Source organism: Micromonospora sp. NPDC005367 (genome assembly GCF_040606825.1).
Classification (GTDB): Bacteria; Actinomycetota; Actinomycetes; order Mycobacteriales; family Micromonosporaceae; genus Micromonospora.
This window is the reverse complement of record NZ_JBEXFP010000004.1, coordinates 117,918-132,851: the sequence shown is the minus strand read 5'-3', so window position 1 is coordinate 132,851 and position 14,934 is coordinate 117,918. Positions and strand designations below refer to the sequence as shown.

The following is a 14,934-nucleotide window of genomic DNA, read 5'->3' as shown; positions in this document are numbered from 1 at the left end:
CGTGGGACTGCGCAGTTCAACGAGCCGCCGTCGAGGCCTGGGACGACGCGGCCGAAAATGAAGCAGAGACGGCCGCGGGTGCCGGACCGGCAGGCGCTGTGCGGCGCTCTGTCCGCACCGGCTCCTTCAGCCACCCCCGCTCAGCAGCCAGCAGCGCGATCTGGAACCGGGTCCGGGCACCGAGCAGGGAACCCGCATCGCTGACATGCTTCTGCACGGTACGGCGGCTCACCTTGAGCACGCGGGCGATCGCCTCGTCCTTCATCCCGGTTGCCATCATGCGCAGGATTTCCCGTGTTCGCAGGTCCGGTCCCACGGTCGTCGGACTGCCCTTCGGGGTCGGCCCATCGTGTCGGCTCGCCAGCGACACCGGGTCGGCGCGCTCCCACACGCTCTCGAACAGCGCCACCAGCGCCACCACCAGCGCGGGCGAGTGCACGACCATCGAACCGGCCGCCGGGCGGTCCTCGCGCACCGGCAGCAGAGCGGCCGCATTGTCGAACACCACCAACTTCACCGGCAGCCGGGCCGCCAGCCGCAGTTCCCCGCCCTGACCCGTCCCGCGCAGCGCCGTCTTGAGCGACACCGCATCGGTGAAGCCCTCCGTCTCGTACACCGACCGCATCCGCACCCCGGGCGCGACCGCCGGCTCCCCGACGGACGCCCGCGTGGCCGTCACATACGGCGGCTTGGCCAGATGCAGTACCTCGACCGAACTCCCCTTCAGCAGCTGGCCGTAGCGCGCCGGCACCTCGTCCTCGTGCTGCAGCACTTCCACCAGGTGCGCGGCGCGCGGCCCGGACACCGCCTCGTACACGTCGTGAAGCCGCTCCACGAGGTCCTCGACGCGGGCGAGTTCGGCCCGTCGCCGGGCCAGCAGTGCGCTGAGCGACGACCTCGGGGGGCCGGCCACCCATCGCGGCGTCGTACCGTCGATCTGCAGCACCAGTGCGGAGTCCGCGAGGTGCCCTAGTGCTCGTTCCGCCTCCGCCGGGGATACCCCGACCGCCGCCGCCACATCGGTGACGTCCGCCGACCGCACGGCCACCAGGTGCTCCAACACCCGCCCGGCGAGTGGATCCAGACCGGCTACCGCCCACGGGCTGCCTGCAGTTCCGTCCATACGTTCTGACACTCCTGTGGTCCGAGCTTGCTCCACTCTGGCGGGCACCATCGGCGTGGTGGTCAGGCCGCCAGGGCGGCTCCTAGTCGGCGGGACTGCGGTGGCCCAGGCCGCTCTGCGGCCGGTGCAAGTTCTACCAGCCGCCTGGCAACCGAGGACGCCCGTACCCCGCCAATGGCCGCCGCCGACGAGTTCGCAGAGCGTGGCCTGGACGCCTCCGTCGCCGACATCGCCCGCCGCGCCGGTCTCGGCGAACGCACCCTGTTTCGCCACTTCGTCAGGAAGGATGACGTGCTCGCCGCGATCGTCCTCGACCGGATCGACGGGCTCGACATGGCCGCCACCGAGGTGGCCTCACGCGCTGGCCGTGCCGTCGAGGCCGCCGGCCCGTCTCCGGTCGACGTCGGGCGGAGCCGAGACGCCGGGATGGCTGCCGACGTGCAGGAGCTGGTTGACATGCTCAACCGTCTGAAGATCGCCCTCGGCACGCGAGGGGCACCAAGCCAACGCGTCGCCGCATTGCCCGGCCGTACGTGGACGTCCTCCGCGGCATCGCCCCGCGGATGCGCCGCCTGCTGTGGTCAATCCACCCTGGCCCCTTCGCGGGCGTCGTTGAGCCACCGAGCAATCCGTTTGTTCCGACGATCGGCCCGAGTCGTATTCGGCTTCCGCATGGCCCTATCCAGCCTTGGTTCTTCACCGCACGACTCGCCCGCCATAGGGTTTTCATGCCGCGGCGAGGCGAACCAGAAGGAGCATCGACGCATGGAGCAGCTGAACCCGATCAAGGATTTCCTCATCCGGACCCCCGATCTGCCCTGGGTCCCGCAGGGCTCCGCCAACGTGTGGTTCAAGCCGCTGCGCATTTCGCCGGCCACCGGTAGCTGGGTCAACTTGCTCAAGGTGGCCAAGAGCGGGGTGGTCAACCGGCATCGACATCTCGCCGAGGTCGAGGGGTGGGTCATCCAGGGCCGCTGGCACTACCTCGAACACGACTGGCAGGCTGAGCCTGGGGCTTATGTCTACGAGCCGCCCGGCGACGTGCACACCCTCGTGGCGGATGTGGACGCCCCAGACGAACCCATGCTGACGCTCTTCTCGATCCACGGTCCGATCGAGTACACGGATGAGACCGGTAAGGTCGCCTACGTCGAGACTGCGGAAAGCAAGTTGCGTCGCTACCACGAGTACTGTCGCGAGGAGGGCATCGTCCCGCAGGACATCGTATTTTGAGCGCCGCCATGACGGACCGAACGCACCCGCAGACGGCCCGGGACCTGATGTCGATCTCGCCGGTGATTCCCGTTGTCGTGGTGACGCAGACGACCGACAGCGCGTCGCTCGCCCGGGCACTGCTCAGCGGGGGCGTCGGCATCATGGAGATCACCCTTCGGACCAGTGCGGCGCTGGAGGCCATCCGAAGGGCGACTCAGGAGGTGCCCGGCATGGTCGTTGGCGCCGGCAGCGTCAGCACCGTTCGGCAGGCCGAGCAGGCCCGAGCGGCGGGCGCGATGTTCCTGGTCAGCCCGGGCGCGACACCGAATCTGGCTCGCGCTGCGCTTGACACCGGCCTGCCCTACCTGCCGGGAGTCAGCACCGTCAGCGAGATGTTGGCGCTGCGGGAGCTGGGTCTGGACGCCATGAAGTTCTTCCCCGCGCTCGCGAGCGGCGGACTCGCCTTCCTCTCGGCGGTCGCCGGGCCACTGCCTCACCTGATGTTCTGCCCGACCGGTGGCATCACGCTGGCGAACGCGACTGACTGGCTCAGCCTGCGCAACGTCGGATGCGTCGGCGGATCCTGGCTCACCCCGGCCGACGCCCTGGCAGCCCGTGACTGGGGCCGCATCGAGGAGCTAGCGCAAAGCGCCACCCGACTCACGAACGCCGTCGCATCGCATGTGTCGGCGCCGGCTGAGACGTTCGCCTCCCTGGCCGGGGCGGAGCAGAGTGAGGACCACAACGGCGGCGAATGCGGCACTGCGGCCAATCGTCGATTCTGACCTCGACGCGCTGTTCGACCAGAAGCGTGACCCCGAGTCGGTTTGGATGGCCGCGTTCACCGCCGAGAACCCCGACGACCGTGAAGCGTTCGACGCCCACATGTCGAAGGTGAGGGCCTCTGCTGACGTCACGTTGCGCGCGGTGATCCGCGATGGGCGCCTCGGTGGCAGCATCGCCGGCTTCGTCATGGACGGCGATACCGAGGTCACCTACTGGATCGACTGTGCGCTCTGGGGTCAAGGTATCGCCAGCCGCACCCTTGCCCTGTTCCTCGAAACGGTTCCGGTCCGGCCGCTGTATGCGCGAGCCGCCAGCGACATCGTGCGCGGTCACACCGACACTCAACGCTGTGCCAGGGAACTACTCGAAGTAGATGGAGAACGATGGCCGCTACGCCGGTAGCGGCCATCGTTCAACACCGGCTAACTAGTCCCGGTCCCGGCCGGGCTTCCACTCGGTGGCAGCGATCCCGTTGAGGTCCCAGACGACGTCGCCTTCCCGCAGGGTCAGCTCAGCGGTCAGCTTCTCTTTGCCGTCCATCCGGAAGCCGAAGGAGTCGACGAATCCGAACCGTCCCCGGTCAAGGCTGAACACCGCGACGTCGGCAGGCGCCCCAACCGACAGGTGCCCCAGCTCAGGGTGCTGAATAACCTGTGCGGGCGTCCACGTACTGGCCTCCACCACGTCTTCCAGCGACATGCCGAGGGTCAACATCTTCGACATCACGTTGGCCATGTCCTTCATGCCGCTGTTCATCGACGTGATGTGCAGGTCCGTGGAGATCGTGTCCGGCGGCAGGTTCTCCTTCATGCCCTGAACCGCCACGTCCCACGAGAAGCTTCCGCCGCCGTGCCCGACGTCGTAGACGATTCCGCGCTCCCTACCCGCCTGAAGGGCAGGATTGAGGCGGCCGTCGTCGCCGAGCTCCCGACGAAGGCCGGAATAAACGTGCGTGTAAACGTCACCCGGCCGTAGCTCCTGGGTCAGAAGCTGCTCGATGGTGCGCTGTTCCGAGTCCGAGCCAAAATCGACCATGACCGGGACATCGGCGATCTCGCCGGCCTGGACCGAGCGGCGCACCGGATCCCACTCCGGGCCGTTGTAATGCGCCGTTTTGATGCCAACGATGACGTCCGGGTGCTGTAGCGCCACTTCGGCGGCCGGCTCCGCCTGCATGTTCTCGAGATCCTGCTCCCGCTCTCCCCCGGCCATGCCCTTGCCGACGATGTTGAGGAACGACAGCACCCGGGTCTTCGATCGATCGATGACATTCGTCTTGAATTCGTCGAAGTTCTCCCAGCCCGCAGATCCGGTGTCCACTGCGGTGGTGACGCCGGCCCGGAACGTGAACCCGTCCGGGGCGACGCTGTTCCAACCGGCGGCGTAGTCGTTGGCCGGTCCGACGAACATGTGGGCGTGCATGTCGATGATGCCCGGAGTGACGTACTTGCCCCGGGCGTTGACGACCTGCTCGGCGTCCTTCGGGTTGAGGGACTTGGCGACAGCCGCGATGCGCCCGTCGCGCACCGCGATGTCCCGGACACCGTCGATGTTGTTCTTGGGGTCGATCACATGGCCGTTGTCGAGGATGAGGTCGTAGCGGGGCTCGGCTACGGTTCCGGCCGCGCCAGGCCGCTGGGTCGGTGTCGCACTCGCCTGGGTGACCTGCCCAGCCCCGACCAACCCCATCGGAAGGATGACCGAGGCGGCCAGAGCGGCCTTCCGACGCCATGAATTCAGTTTCATCAGCTGACTCCTTCTCCGAACGTTGCACCTGCGGCGCGTTCTCGCCGGCTGGTGCTGATCGGACGCCCAGCGCGGATCACCGGGCGTTCGAGATGGCCCCACGGGATGTGTCAGGTGGCGGCGATGCAGTCAATCTCGACCAGGGAATCACCGGGGATGCCCGCAGCAGCCGCGATGGTGGTCCGCACCCCGGGCCTCTTTCCGAAGCGACCGAGGTAGACGGCGTTCATGCCGTCGTAGTCGTCCAGACTGTTGAGGTACACGTTTACCTTGAGCACCTTTTCCATCGATGACCCGACTGCCTCGAGGTTGCGCTCCAGTTCGTTGAGCACGTGCTCGGTGTGCGAGGTGATGTCACCGTCGAAGTGGGCGCCGATGCCGGAGAGGAACACCAGGTTCCCGAAGGTGACGACCGGGCTGAAGAGCGGGTTCTCCGGAGGTTCCCCGCCTGGCCAGTGGGCCTCCTTGACTGGCGGCTTGCACTTGCACTTGTTGCAGTGGTCTTCGTCCTGTCGGTCCAGGGCGACGGCGCCCGGTACGACGGCAGCGACGGCGGCCACCGTGGGAACTCGGCGGATGAACTCCCGCCTGGTCGACTCGCTCATGTTCCTCCCTCTCGCTGATCCGGTGCGGTGCTATTCGCGTGTGCGGCGTAACGGACCAACTGGCCCGCGCCGCTCGGCAACGCCGTCACCCACGTCGTGTGGCGGACCACTTGGCGGCCAGGTACTCCCCCATGTCGAGCGCACCGGCCATCGTCTGGCCGCCGGCCGTGCCGGTGAAGGTGAAGCTGAGGGCGTCGCCGTTCGACTCCGGGTAGTTGCTGCGGAGCCGGACCTCGCGGTCGCTGATCGTCCCGGAGAGTGGTCGCGAGACGAACTCGCCGCGATGCGCACCGGTGATCTCGTTGCCCTGCTGGGTCAGCTCGAAGACGTGGGTGGACGAGCTGGCGAGGTACTCGATCTGGACCTCCCACCGTCCGGTGAGGTCGACCGTCGGTGGCAGCGTCGGCGTTTCCGGCTGGGGTGGCGGGTTCTTCAGCAGCTTGTAGAGCTCGTTCGCCACCGTCCGCTCATCGCCGGGCATCATCATGTACGGGGTGATCGAGACCCCGGTCAATCCATCACTGCTGGTCGAGCTGCAGGCGATCCGGGGTTCGCCGGCGTCGAGTGCGCTGACGGCGGCACCGCCGGACAGGCGGAGCTCCTTCTCGTTCCAGAGCACCCGAAGCGACGGTGTCCGATTGGACAGGCCCGTCGGCTGCACGATCCTCGTCGTGACCCCCCGGACCCGCTGCACCCGGTTGGCGATGTGCTCGAGCCATGACGTCCATTGCGCCCACTCGGCGTCGTGGTCACGCCGTACCCACATCTCCACCGCCATCAGCATGCCGATGGCCTCCTCCTTGCCGACTTTGAAGCCGCGGGCGAAGCCGTGGTGCGGGGCACTGTGCACCCATGCTGCGCGCACCAGGTCCTCACGGCCGAGCACCAGGCCGGCCGATTGCGGGCCCCGGATGGCCTTGCCACCGCTGTACGCGACGAGCGTCGCACCGTTGCGCAGGTGGACGTTGGGAATGGTGAGGATCTCGGCGGCGGCGTCAACCAGGAGCGGCACCCCGCGCGGCTCGGTGATGACTGCGATCGCCCGGGTGTGCAGTTCGCTCTCGTCCACCCGTGGTCCGGCCATCACGTAGACCATCGCGGTCTGCGGCCCGATTGCCGCCTCGAGCTCTGCGCGGGTGTTCACCTCGACCACGCGTACGCCGACGGCGCTGACCGCGGCCTCGTAGACGTTGCGGGAGTGCCGAGGAATGATCACCTCGGTCTTCTGGAAGCCCGTCAGGTCGGGGATACGGACGTGCAGGTCGGGATTGCCGCCGGCGACGCAGGCGGCGGTCGCGTGGGTCAACCCCGCCGAACAGCCGGAGCTGACCAGGCCGAACTCCGCGCCGGTGAGCTCCGCCAGCCGGGTGCCGACCGCATCCGCCAGCTCGTCCAGGTGTACGTAGTGCCGCGCGGCCGCGTCGATCGCGTCCCGCACCTCGGGCAGCATCAGGGATCCGCTGATGATGGTGAACGTGCCACGAGCGTTGATCATCGGCCGCACGCCGATCGACTCGTAGATTCGCTTACCGATGCGGAGTCCGTCGTCACCTGCCGGCGCGCTCGCCATCGTGGGGGCCGCCATCGCCACTTCCTGCAGAAGCGGACTCAGGGCGAGCACGCCGCCCACGATGCCCCCTCGCTTCAGCAACTCACGTCTGTTCAATGTGCCTGGCTTCATCACAGCTCCTTCAGTCCCTCGCGCGGACGCGGATGCTTATGCCGGCTCCTGCGGGGCCCGAGATGTGGCGGCTCCTCCGCGGCAGGCCCGCAGCGGACGATCGAGACGGCGGTTGCCGACCACGGTACGAGGGCTTTGACGAGGCGTTAAGCGCATCTCTCTGATGCGAGTATCAGCAAATCTGATTCACTCTTGAAGTGGCGCTAGTCAATGCTCGGCTTCGTTTGCGGAACCTGATCGGAATCGGCCCGACTCTCCCCAACGCAACCCTGCAACGGTCGGTAGCTGCGTAGACATCTCCCTCGCGAGGGGTCTGCACAACCAGCGCGTTGGATCGCCGGACGGCGACGGCCTCGTCTGGCAGGCATCTGCCAGCTGCGCCGATAAATGAATTCCACTCTTGTTATCAATGCTGAGCAGGCCCTCACCTACCGTCGTCCACGCCCCGCTCGGCCTACCGGCTCGCCATGCGGAAAAGAATGGGCACGACGGACGGCACGCTTCCGTTCCGCATGTCGGCGCCAACGCCATCGCGCCGGGCGTATTCAGGGCGACATTCCCGTTTGTTCGCGGCGGCTGGCTGTGTCACTGCGGACGTGAGCGAGGGCACGGGGATGGGCACGCCGATCACCTGCGCCGACCGGGAAGGCCGGCGGGGCAAGCATTCGCCGCTGAACTCGACGGTGGAAGAGTTGGGCTGCCAGCGACTCCAACGCGCTACACGGCGCCCGGCAGGCGTACGGACTGGGTGTGTCGGAAGGTGTCGGTCGGATCCCAGCGCCGCTTCACCTGCTGGAGCCTGGGGTAGTTCTCCTTGTAGTAGAGGTCATGCCACGGCACGCCCGAGGCGTTCCACTGAGGATCGTTGAGGTCAACGTCCGGGTAGTTGACGTAGCAGCCGTCGGTCACTCCGTTGGAGACAGGAACGCCGCCAGTGCCGCGGTAGACATCGCGGTAGAACTCGCGCAGCCAGGCGACCTTGCCGGCCTCCTCGGCCGGATCGCTCCAATAGTTCTGATACTGCAGCTTCAGGATCGAGTTGCGGTGCGCCGCCGCGGTCGCTCCGGGCTGCACCGCGTTGATCTCGCAGCCGTACGAGCTGACCTGGAGCAGGTCGCTGGTGTTCTCCGTGTTGGTCAGGTGCCGGTAGATCGTGGCGATCTGGTCGTCCGGAAAACCGGTCAGCATGTACGTCGACTTGTAGTCCGAGCATCGCGACCAGCTGCCCCCGCCGCCGGAGGACCTGATGGTCTGGTACCACCGCAACGCCTGCGGGACGAAGAACTCCGGCCTGGCCGCCTGCTCGCCGGCCCGGACCCGCATCGGCCGTGGCGCGCCCAACCCCGTGCTGACCGCACTAATGAACGCATCCAGCCGCTGCGCCGCGCCCGGCGTACTAGCCTCGATCTGGGTGGACATCGAGATCTCACCGCTCGCCGCCGTATTGAGCGCCAACGAGCTGTGCAGTCCCGCATAGGGCGAGCCCGGGGAACTGTTGGCCTCGTGCCAGGTCCCGAAGTTCTTCAGCAGCGTACGGAACCTGCTCTGCGTCATGTCGGCCCAGTCCCAGGAGAGGGAATGTGAGTACACCTGTCCCGGCGGCTTCGGCAACTGCTCGCTCGGTGGCCGGTTCTCAGTGCCCGAGGTGCGGAGGAAATAGCGGGTGACGATACCGAAGTTCCCCCCGCCGCCACCGGTGTGCGCCCACCACAGGTCGCGGTTGGGATCACCCTCGTCGCGGGTGGCGACCACGGGGCGGGCCCGGCCGCGCTGGTCCACCACGACCACTTCGACCCCGTACACATGGTCGACGGTCAGCCCGTGCAGCCGGGAGAGCAACCCGAACCCGCCGCCGCAGATGTGGCCGCCGGCACCCACCGAACCGCAGGAACCGCCGGGTATCGTCACACCCTGCGACCGATACAGCTCCAGGTAGACCTCGTAGAGCGTTGCGCCGGCCTCGGCGACAAACGCGCGACGCGCGTCGTCGTAGTACACGGCACGCATGACCGACAGGTCGATGACGACTTCCACGTCCGCGTTGTAGACGAAGTCCTCGTAACAGTGTCCGCCGCTGCGTACCGACAGGCGCTTGCGGGCTCGTACCGCGTCCTGGACCGCGTCGACCACCTGCTGGGTGGTCTGCACCACCCGGATGCGCTCCGGACTGCCGGTCCACCGCCGATTGCTTCCGTAGACCATGTCCGCATATCGGGCGTCGCTCGGAGTCACCGTGACCGCTTCTCCCGAACTGGTGAGCTGCGGTGCGCCCACCGGCAGGCCGGCCGTGGTGGGGCGAGCCGACGGGCCGGCGCTCAGGCCGATCCCGGCCGTGCCGCCCAGCGCCGCCGCGCCACCCAGAAGCACTTTCCGACGGGACACCTCACTCATCCAGAACTCCCATCCCTATGAGGTGATTGGGCTGCACCATAGGCGGACGGACGACAATTCCGGCCTGGACGCCTGATCCGTACGTCATTCATCAAGTTGGCCGAAATTACGATCGCTCTGATGTCGATGCCCGCCGACCTTTTCGAGAGCTGCGGCCTGCGCACTGTCCGGACGTCCGCGCTTGGGTCAATTCCTGGCGCGGTCGGCTTCCTGAACCGGCCCGGGTCCGACTCTATTACGTCCTGTAGCACGGGGTAAATGGTCAGTTACTGATGCCTACATCAGGCACTCTGATAGTGCGCGGCGCATCGTCGCGTTCCATTGAGACGTAGAACGTGTCCGAGAGGGCTCTATGGTAGGTGGAGCACCAGCCACCCACTGTGGACGTGAACACGGCAGCAGCGGCCGCGCGACAGGCCCAGATCCCGAACGCGTTCTTACGCGTGCTGCCGGTCGGAGCATGGGTGCGGTTGAGCCGTACCCGGTCACCGGCTCCGGTTCGGCAAGCTGGCCGGGTCGATGCGCTCGATCCAGTACTCGCGAGCGAGCGCGTCCACGCCCGCTGGCGAGACCGACCGCAGGTGCACGACCATGTCGCTGGTGCCGGCGACCCGTCCGTGCTTCTGCAACTCCAGGATGTGATAGCGCTCCGGGGCGAAGTTGAGCACCACATCGACGCCGAACCTGCCGCGCTGGTCGGGGTGTTCGCCCACACCAGGGGTCACCTTGCCAACCGCCTGGATGCTCAGCCAGACCTGCCAGGCGAGGAGAAGAAGTACCACGACGCCGATCCGGCGAAGCGCCGATATCCGGACGACGCTAGTCAGCATCGATCGCAGGGATGACATCTTCGTCACCTCCCGACAGCAGTTCGGTGATTCGGTTGGAGATGTGGCGGAACTCGGGCAGCTGGGTCGTCTCCCGCCAGGTCCTCGGCCTGGGCAGATCGATCGTGACGATCTCCCGGACGATGCTCGGCCGCTTGGACAGGACGACCACTCGATCGGAGAGAAACACTGCCTCGTCGATGTCGTGGGTCACGAAGAAGACCGTGGGGCGGCGCAACTCGAACACGCGGGTCAGGTCTTCCTGCAGCTTACGGCGTGTTTGGGCATCGATGCTCGCGAACGGTTCGTCCATCAGCATGACGTCTGGCTCGTTGGCGAGCACCCGGGCCACGCCCAAACGTTGCTGCATGCCGCCGGACAGCTCGTGCGGATATTTGTGCTCGAACCCTCCCAGGCCGACGAGCTCAAGGTACTCGCGAGCGGTCGCTTCGCGTTGCTTGGGTGGGACTCTCTTCATCCGCAGCCCGAAGGCGGCGTTGCCGAGCACGGTCTTCCACGGGAAGAGGGCGTGGCTCTGGAAGACGACGCCACGGTCGGGGCCTGGACCGTCGACGACGCGGCCGCCGACCTTGACCGTCCCGGCGGTCTGCTTCACGAAACCGGCGATGATGTTGAGCACGGTCGTCTTTCCGCAACCGCTCGGGCCGAGGATCGAGACGAACTCACCCCGGCCAACAGTGAATGAGACCCCACCGATTGCGGTGATCTCTTCGCCGGTGTAGGCGTCGACGTAGTCCTTGCTCAGACCGTTGATCTCAAGCGCGGTCACTTTCCTGCCTCCGCCTGTCGAACCAATCCCCAACGCTCGACTGTCGCCCTTTCGAAGGGCGCAAGGACGAGCGCGTCCGTCGCGTACCACAGGACACCGAGCACGATCATGCCCAGGAAAACCTCGGCCACGTCCCCGACCCGCCGAGCGTCGAACATCATGAATCCCACTCCGCTGGTCCCGACGATGATCTCCGCGGCGACCAGTGCCCGCCAGCCGTAGCCCAGTCCGGTTCGGATACCGCTGGCCACCGACGGAAGGGCACCGGGGACGATCACCTCGAGGAAGACACGCAGCCGGCCGGCGCCGAGACTGCGCGCGGCTCGGATCAGTTCGTGGGGTACCTGTTCCACCCCCGCGACGATGCCGAGGACCAGGGGAAACACGATGGTGTAGACGATGACGAAGGTGACAGCGGTCAAGCTGAAGCCGAACCAGACGATGACGATCGGCAGCCAGGCGATGTCGGCGATCGCCTGGAAGAAGAGCAACAGCGGCCAGGTCAGCCGACGCGCCCAGAACGACATCGCGATCGCGAAGCCGAGCGGCAGCCCGATGAGCAGCCCGAAGCCGACCCCGTACATCAGCCGAGTAAGCGAATCGGAGAGATAGCCGGGCAGCACACCCTTGCGCATCAGCTCGACGAACTCGCCGACCACCGTATCCGGCCCCACGAAGAATGCGCCGGGGAAAACCTTGAGCTCGGCCAGCAGCCACCACAGAAGGACGACCGGCACGAAGGGGCCGAGGACCCGTACGACTGGATTGGCGAAGAGTCGACGCCGGATCGCGAAGACACGCTTCGGTCGGACCGGTGCCCGCGTCGTGATGTCCAACTACGTCGCCCCCTTCATGCCCCAGCGCTCCACGGTGCGGCGCTCCAGTGGTGCCAGCAGCAGTCGGTCCATCACCAGCCAGAGCACACCGATGATCACCATTGCGGTGATGACCACATCGGTAGAGAACTCGGTCTGCGCCAGGAACAGGGCGTAGCCCAAGCCGGCACTGCTCGCGATGATCTCCGCGGCGACGAGGCCACGCCAGCCGTAGCCGAGACCGATCCGCAGGCCGGTCACGATGCTGGGCAGGGCGCCTGGCAGGAGGACCTCGAAGAACATGTGTAGGCGGCCGGCGCCCATGGACCGCGCGGCGCGGAGCAGTTCGAGCGGGATTCGCTGCACACCGAGCATGGCGTTGTAGGTGAGCGCGAAGAACATCGCGTTCCAGACGATGAAGATGACTGCCGAATCGCTGTAGCCGAGCCACAGCGTCGCGATCGGGATCCAGGCGATGCCGGCGAGCGCGACGGAGAACCGCAGCAGCGGCGCGAAGAACGCCGCCAGCGTGGGGCTGACACCGAGTGCCACTCCGAACGGCAGCGCGGTCAGCACCGCGATCGCGGCGCCGACGCCGACCCGGCGCAGGCTCGCTCCGAGGTGCCGGAGCAGGTCACCGCTCACCCACATCTCTCGCAGTGCTGCGAGCACGTCGGTCACCTGCGGGAAGACCCGCATCGGGGTGTTGGTGACGGCGACCACGGCAGCCCAGATGACGATGAGCAGGACGAACGGCAGGATGAACCAGAACGCGGACACCATCCGGGCGGTAGGGCCACGGCGCGCACCGCGAGCAACCTTGCGGCGCGCGCCCTGGCTACGAATCTCGGTGAGGGTCACGGACATGCCTTCATCGCTGCTTCACGGTCGAACTGGAAGCCGTCGCTGATCGCCGCGGCCTGCGGCACGGCGGGCAGGTCGTCGAAGAGTTCAGGTCTCGACTGCATCACCTCGAGGATCGGCCCGGGCTCGAAGTACTTGTTGACATCGAAACCGGCTTCGACCACGTCCTGCTCGGCCAGCAGCTGGCTGATCGTGTCCAGGGCGAGGTAGTTGCACTGACTGAATCGGCCGTCGAGTTGTTCGACGTTGTACTCCATAGCCCTGCTCGCCACCTCGGGCTTGGTGCCGGGCAGCCAACGGGCGGCGGACTCCGCGGCGTCGGCCGGGTTCTTGCGCATCCACTGGTCCACGCCCGCGCGAGCGGTCAGGAACTTGGTGACGACCTCAGGATTCTGCTCGACGAAGCTACGGGTGGCGATGATGTAGCCGATGAACGGGATGTACCCCCCGCCGCGCAGCACCTCTTGGGCGCCACTCACCTGGTCGGTGATCACGATCGGCCACGGGTCCCAGACGACGGCCACGTCGATGCCGTTGGTCTGCAGCGCCACGGCCATGTCCGGTGGCGCGGTGTTGACGATCCGCACGTCGGTCGCGGACAGGTTGGCCTTCTGCAGCAGGCCGAGCAGGTAGAGATGGTTGATCGAGCCGACCGAGACTCCGATCCGTTTGCCCTTCAGAGTCGCCAGGTTATTGGTGTCGATGCCGGCCTTGTCGGTCGCGACGACTGCCATCGTCTGGTCGATGCTGCGCCGGGTGGACGAGCCGGTGTAGTTGCCGAGCAGGACCAGGTCGATCCCCTTCTGGGCCGCGGAGATGATCGGCGTACCCGCCTGCACGAAGTCGACGCTGCCCGACTGCAACGCGTTCAGGGCGTCCACTCCGGTGGGGAACGGCTGAGCCAGCTCCACGTCCAGACCTTGCTCCTCGAACTGTCCCGTCTCGAGCGCGACGGGCAGCCCGATCTGGTCGATCGCGGAGACGTACCCGGCCCGCACCTTGACGATCCCGCCTTGGCCGTCGCCGACCGGGCCATCGTCGATGGTGGAACCCCCGCCGCACGCGGCCAGCAGCGTCATGACCGCCACCGCAGCCGCAGTGATCATCGAACGCCTACGATATGACAAAAGAATCACCCTCCGCTAGTGGTCGACCGACGCCCTCTTCGTGCAGCGCGGCCATAATCGCGTCGCGACGAGGAATCGGGTTGACCGCTCCGTGACCTTGCGTCGTGAGTGCTCCCGCGACCGCGGCGTAGCGTGCGGCCTCGACCGGGGAGTCCCCGTCGACGAGGCGGGCCAGGAAGGCGCCGTCGAACGCGTCGCCGGCGCCAGTGCTGTCCACGGGCACGACGGGGTGCGGTGGGATCTCGCTGATCTGGTCCTTGTGCCAGAGCAGCGCGCCCTGTTCGCCCATCTTCAGCACCACGATCCGGGGGCCGAGAGCCACGAACCACCTGAGGACGTCGTTCGGCGTCGTGCGCTCACTCAGCAGCCGGCCCTCCTCGATGTTCGGCAGCGCCACATCGCACAGTTGCACACTGCGGGTGATGACCGCCCGGGCTCGTTCCAGTGGCCACAGCGTAGGCCGATAGTTCGGGTCGTAACTGACCAACGTCGATCCCTGGCGGGCGGCGCGCATCGCGTGGAAGGCGGCGTCACACGCCGACGTGCTGATCGCCTGGGTGATCCCGGAGACGTGCAGGGCCGCCGCCGCCTCGATGGCCGGCAGCGGAACGTCCCGCGGACTGAGACGACTCGACGGCGAATCGGCCCGGTAGTACGTGAAGGAACTGCTGCGGCTGTCGCGGGAAATGAAGTAGATGCCTGTACGTCCGCCCGGCTCCCGCACGACGTGGGTCGTGTCGACACCCTCGCGCTCCCACAGGCGCAGCAGCGCGGTGCCGAACCCGTCGTCGCCGATGCGGGTGAGGTAACCGGTGCTCGCACCCGACCGGCTTGCCGCGATGATGGCGTTGGACGTGTCGCCGCCGAAGCCGACCGAGAACTGTTCGGCCTCGTCGAGGGACTGGTCCGCTACAGAGCTGAATTCGAGCAGCGGTTCACCGAGGGCGAGTACGTGCATCGCGAC

Annotated in this window: 14 protein-coding genes; 3 read left to right on the top strand and 11 right to left on the bottom strand. The window is 67.0% G+C overall.

Going from position 1 to position 14,934, the window contains the following annotated elements; all coding sequences use genetic code 11:
• Positions 1-16: 16 nt before the first annotated feature.
• The gene (locus ABZS42_RS04570) at positions 17-1,123 is read right to left on the bottom strand and encodes a LuxR C-terminal-related transcriptional regulator (RefSeq protein WP_355142545.1); all 1,107 of its coding nucleotides are present in this window, start codon (positions 1,121-1,123) and stop codon (positions 17-19) included.
• Between the two features lie 174 nt (positions 1,124-1,297).
• Between ABZS42_RS04570 and ABZS42_RS04565 the strand changes: the two genes are divergently transcribed.
• From ABZS42_RS04565 to ABZS42_RS04555, 3 genes are read left to right on the top strand one after another with little or no spacing between them, the layout of a single operon-like run.
• The gene (locus tag ABZS42_RS04565) at positions 1,298-2,356 is read left to right on the top strand and encodes a cupin domain-containing protein (protein ID WP_355142543.1); all 1,059 of its coding nucleotides are present in this window, start codon (positions 1,298-1,300) and stop codon (positions 2,354-2,356) included.
• Positions 2,353-3,123, top strand: coding sequence for a bifunctional 4-hydroxy-2-oxoglutarate aldolase/2-dehydro-3-deoxy-phosphogluconate aldolase (eda, locus tag ABZS42_RS04560; protein ID WP_355142541.1), 771 nt, complete (start codon positions 2,353-2,355; stop codon positions 3,121-3,123). Before ABZS42_RS04565 ends, eda begins: the two co-directional genes overlap by 4 nt.
• Positions 3,071-3,526, top strand: a complete 456-nt coding sequence (locus ABZS42_RS04555; RefSeq protein ID WP_355142539.1) for a GNAT family N-acetyltransferase — start codon at positions 3,071-3,073, stop codon at positions 3,524-3,526. Before eda ends, ABZS42_RS04555 begins: the two co-directional genes overlap by 53 nt.
• A 24-nt stretch (positions 3,527-3,550) precedes the next feature.
• Here ABZS42_RS04555 and ABZS42_RS04550 read toward each other — a convergent pair whose 3' ends face one another.
• The 10 genes from ABZS42_RS04550 to ABZS42_RS04505 all read right to left on the bottom strand — a co-directional run bounded on the left by ABZS42_RS04550 (position 3,551) and on the right by ABZS42_RS04505 (position 14,928).
• Positions 3,551-4,813 carry an amidohydrolase/deacetylase family metallohydrolase gene (locus ABZS42_RS04550; RefSeq protein ID WP_355142687.1) on the bottom strand — a complete coding sequence of 421 codons (1,263 nt, stop codon included), beginning with the start codon at positions 4,811-4,813 and terminating at the stop codon, positions 3,551-3,553.
• Between the two features lie 167 nt (positions 4,814-4,980).
• Positions 4,981-5,475, bottom strand: a complete 495-nt coding sequence (locus tag ABZS42_RS04545) for a RidA family protein (protein WP_355142537.1) — start codon at positions 5,473-5,475, stop codon at positions 4,981-4,983.
• Between the two features lie 85 nt (positions 5,476-5,560).
• Entirely contained in the window at positions 5,561-7,156 is a 1,596-nt protein-coding gene (locus ABZS42_RS04540; RefSeq protein ID WP_355142535.1) for a hypothetical protein, read from the bottom strand.
• A gap of 717 nt (positions 7,157-7,873) precedes the next feature.
• A complete protein-coding gene (locus tag ABZS42_RS04535) occupies positions 7,874-9,547 on the bottom strand; it encodes an FAD-binding protein (RefSeq protein ID WP_355142533.1) in 1,674 nt (557 codons plus the stop codon).
• 485 nt (positions 9,548-10,032) lie between these two features.
• A complete protein-coding gene (locus tag ABZS42_RS04530; protein ID WP_355142531.1) occupies positions 10,033-10,329 on the bottom strand; it encodes a hypothetical protein in 297 nt (98 codons plus the stop codon).
• A gap of 37 nt (positions 10,330-10,366) precedes the next feature.
• Positions 10,367-11,164: an ABC transporter ATP-binding protein gene (locus ABZS42_RS04525; protein WP_355142529.1), complete on the bottom strand. Its 798-nt coding sequence runs from the start codon at positions 11,162-11,164 to the stop codon at positions 10,367-10,369.
• Positions 11,161-12,000 (bottom strand): ABC transporter permease, encoded by an 840-nt coding sequence (locus ABZS42_RS04520; RefSeq protein WP_355142527.1) that lies wholly within the window; start codon positions 11,998-12,000, stop codon positions 11,161-11,163. The genes ABZS42_RS04525 and ABZS42_RS04520 overlap by 4 nt, the downstream gene beginning before the upstream one ends.
• Positions 12,001-12,846: an ABC transporter permease gene (locus tag ABZS42_RS04515; protein WP_355142525.1), complete on the bottom strand. Its 846-nt coding sequence runs from the start codon at positions 12,844-12,846 to the stop codon at positions 12,001-12,003.
• Positions 12,837-13,949 carry an ABC transporter substrate-binding protein gene (locus ABZS42_RS04510; RefSeq protein WP_355142523.1) on the bottom strand — a complete coding sequence of 371 codons (1,113 nt, stop codon included), beginning with the start codon at positions 13,947-13,949 and terminating at the stop codon, positions 12,837-12,839. Before ABZS42_RS04510 ends, ABZS42_RS04515 begins: the two co-directional genes overlap by 10 nt.
• A 7-nt stretch (positions 13,950-13,956) precedes the next feature.
• Positions 13,957-14,928: a sugar kinase gene (locus ABZS42_RS04505; protein ID WP_355142521.1), complete on the bottom strand. Its 972-nt coding sequence runs from the start codon at positions 14,926-14,928 to the stop codon at positions 13,957-13,959.
• Between the last annotated feature and the right edge of the window lie 6 nt (positions 14,929-14,934).

Bases quoted from the DNA above. Each gene is read 5' to 3' on its own strand.
- ABZS42_RS04515 (WP_355142525.1), bottom strand. From the start codon at position 12,846: ATGTCCGTGACCCTCACCGAGATTCGTAGCCAGGGCGCGCGCCGCAAG.
- ABZS42_RS04535 (WP_355142533.1), bottom strand. From the start codon at position 9,547: ATGAGTGAGGTGTCCCGTCGGAAAGTGCTTCTGGGTGGCGCGGCGGCG.
- ABZS42_RS04540 (WP_355142535.1), bottom strand. From the start codon at position 7,156: ATGAAGCCAGGCACATTGAACAGACGTGAGTTGCTGAAGCGAGGGGGC.
- ABZS42_RS04505 (WP_355142521.1), bottom strand. From the start codon at position 14,928: ATGCACGTACTCGCCCTCGGTGAACCGCTGCTCGAATTCAGCTCTGTA.
- ABZS42_RS04565 (WP_355142543.1), top strand. From the start codon at position 1,298: ATGGCCGCCGCCGACGAGTTCGCAGAGCGTGGCCTGGACGCCTCCGTC.
- ABZS42_RS04510 (WP_355142523.1), bottom strand. From the start codon at position 13,949: ATGATCACTGCGGCTGCGGTGGCGGTCATGACGCTGCTGGCCGCGTGC.
- ABZS42_RS04570 (WP_355142545.1), bottom strand. From the start codon at position 1,123: ATGGACGGAACTGCAGGCAGCCCGTGGGCGGTAGCCGGTCTGGATCCA.
- ABZS42_RS04545 (WP_355142537.1), bottom strand. From the start codon at position 5,475: ATGAGCGAGTCGACCAGGCGGGAGTTCATCCGCCGAGTTCCCACGGTG.
- ABZS42_RS04550 (WP_355142687.1), bottom strand. From the start codon at position 4,813: ATGGGGTTGGTCGGGGCTGGGCAGGTCACCCAGGCGAGTGCGACACCG.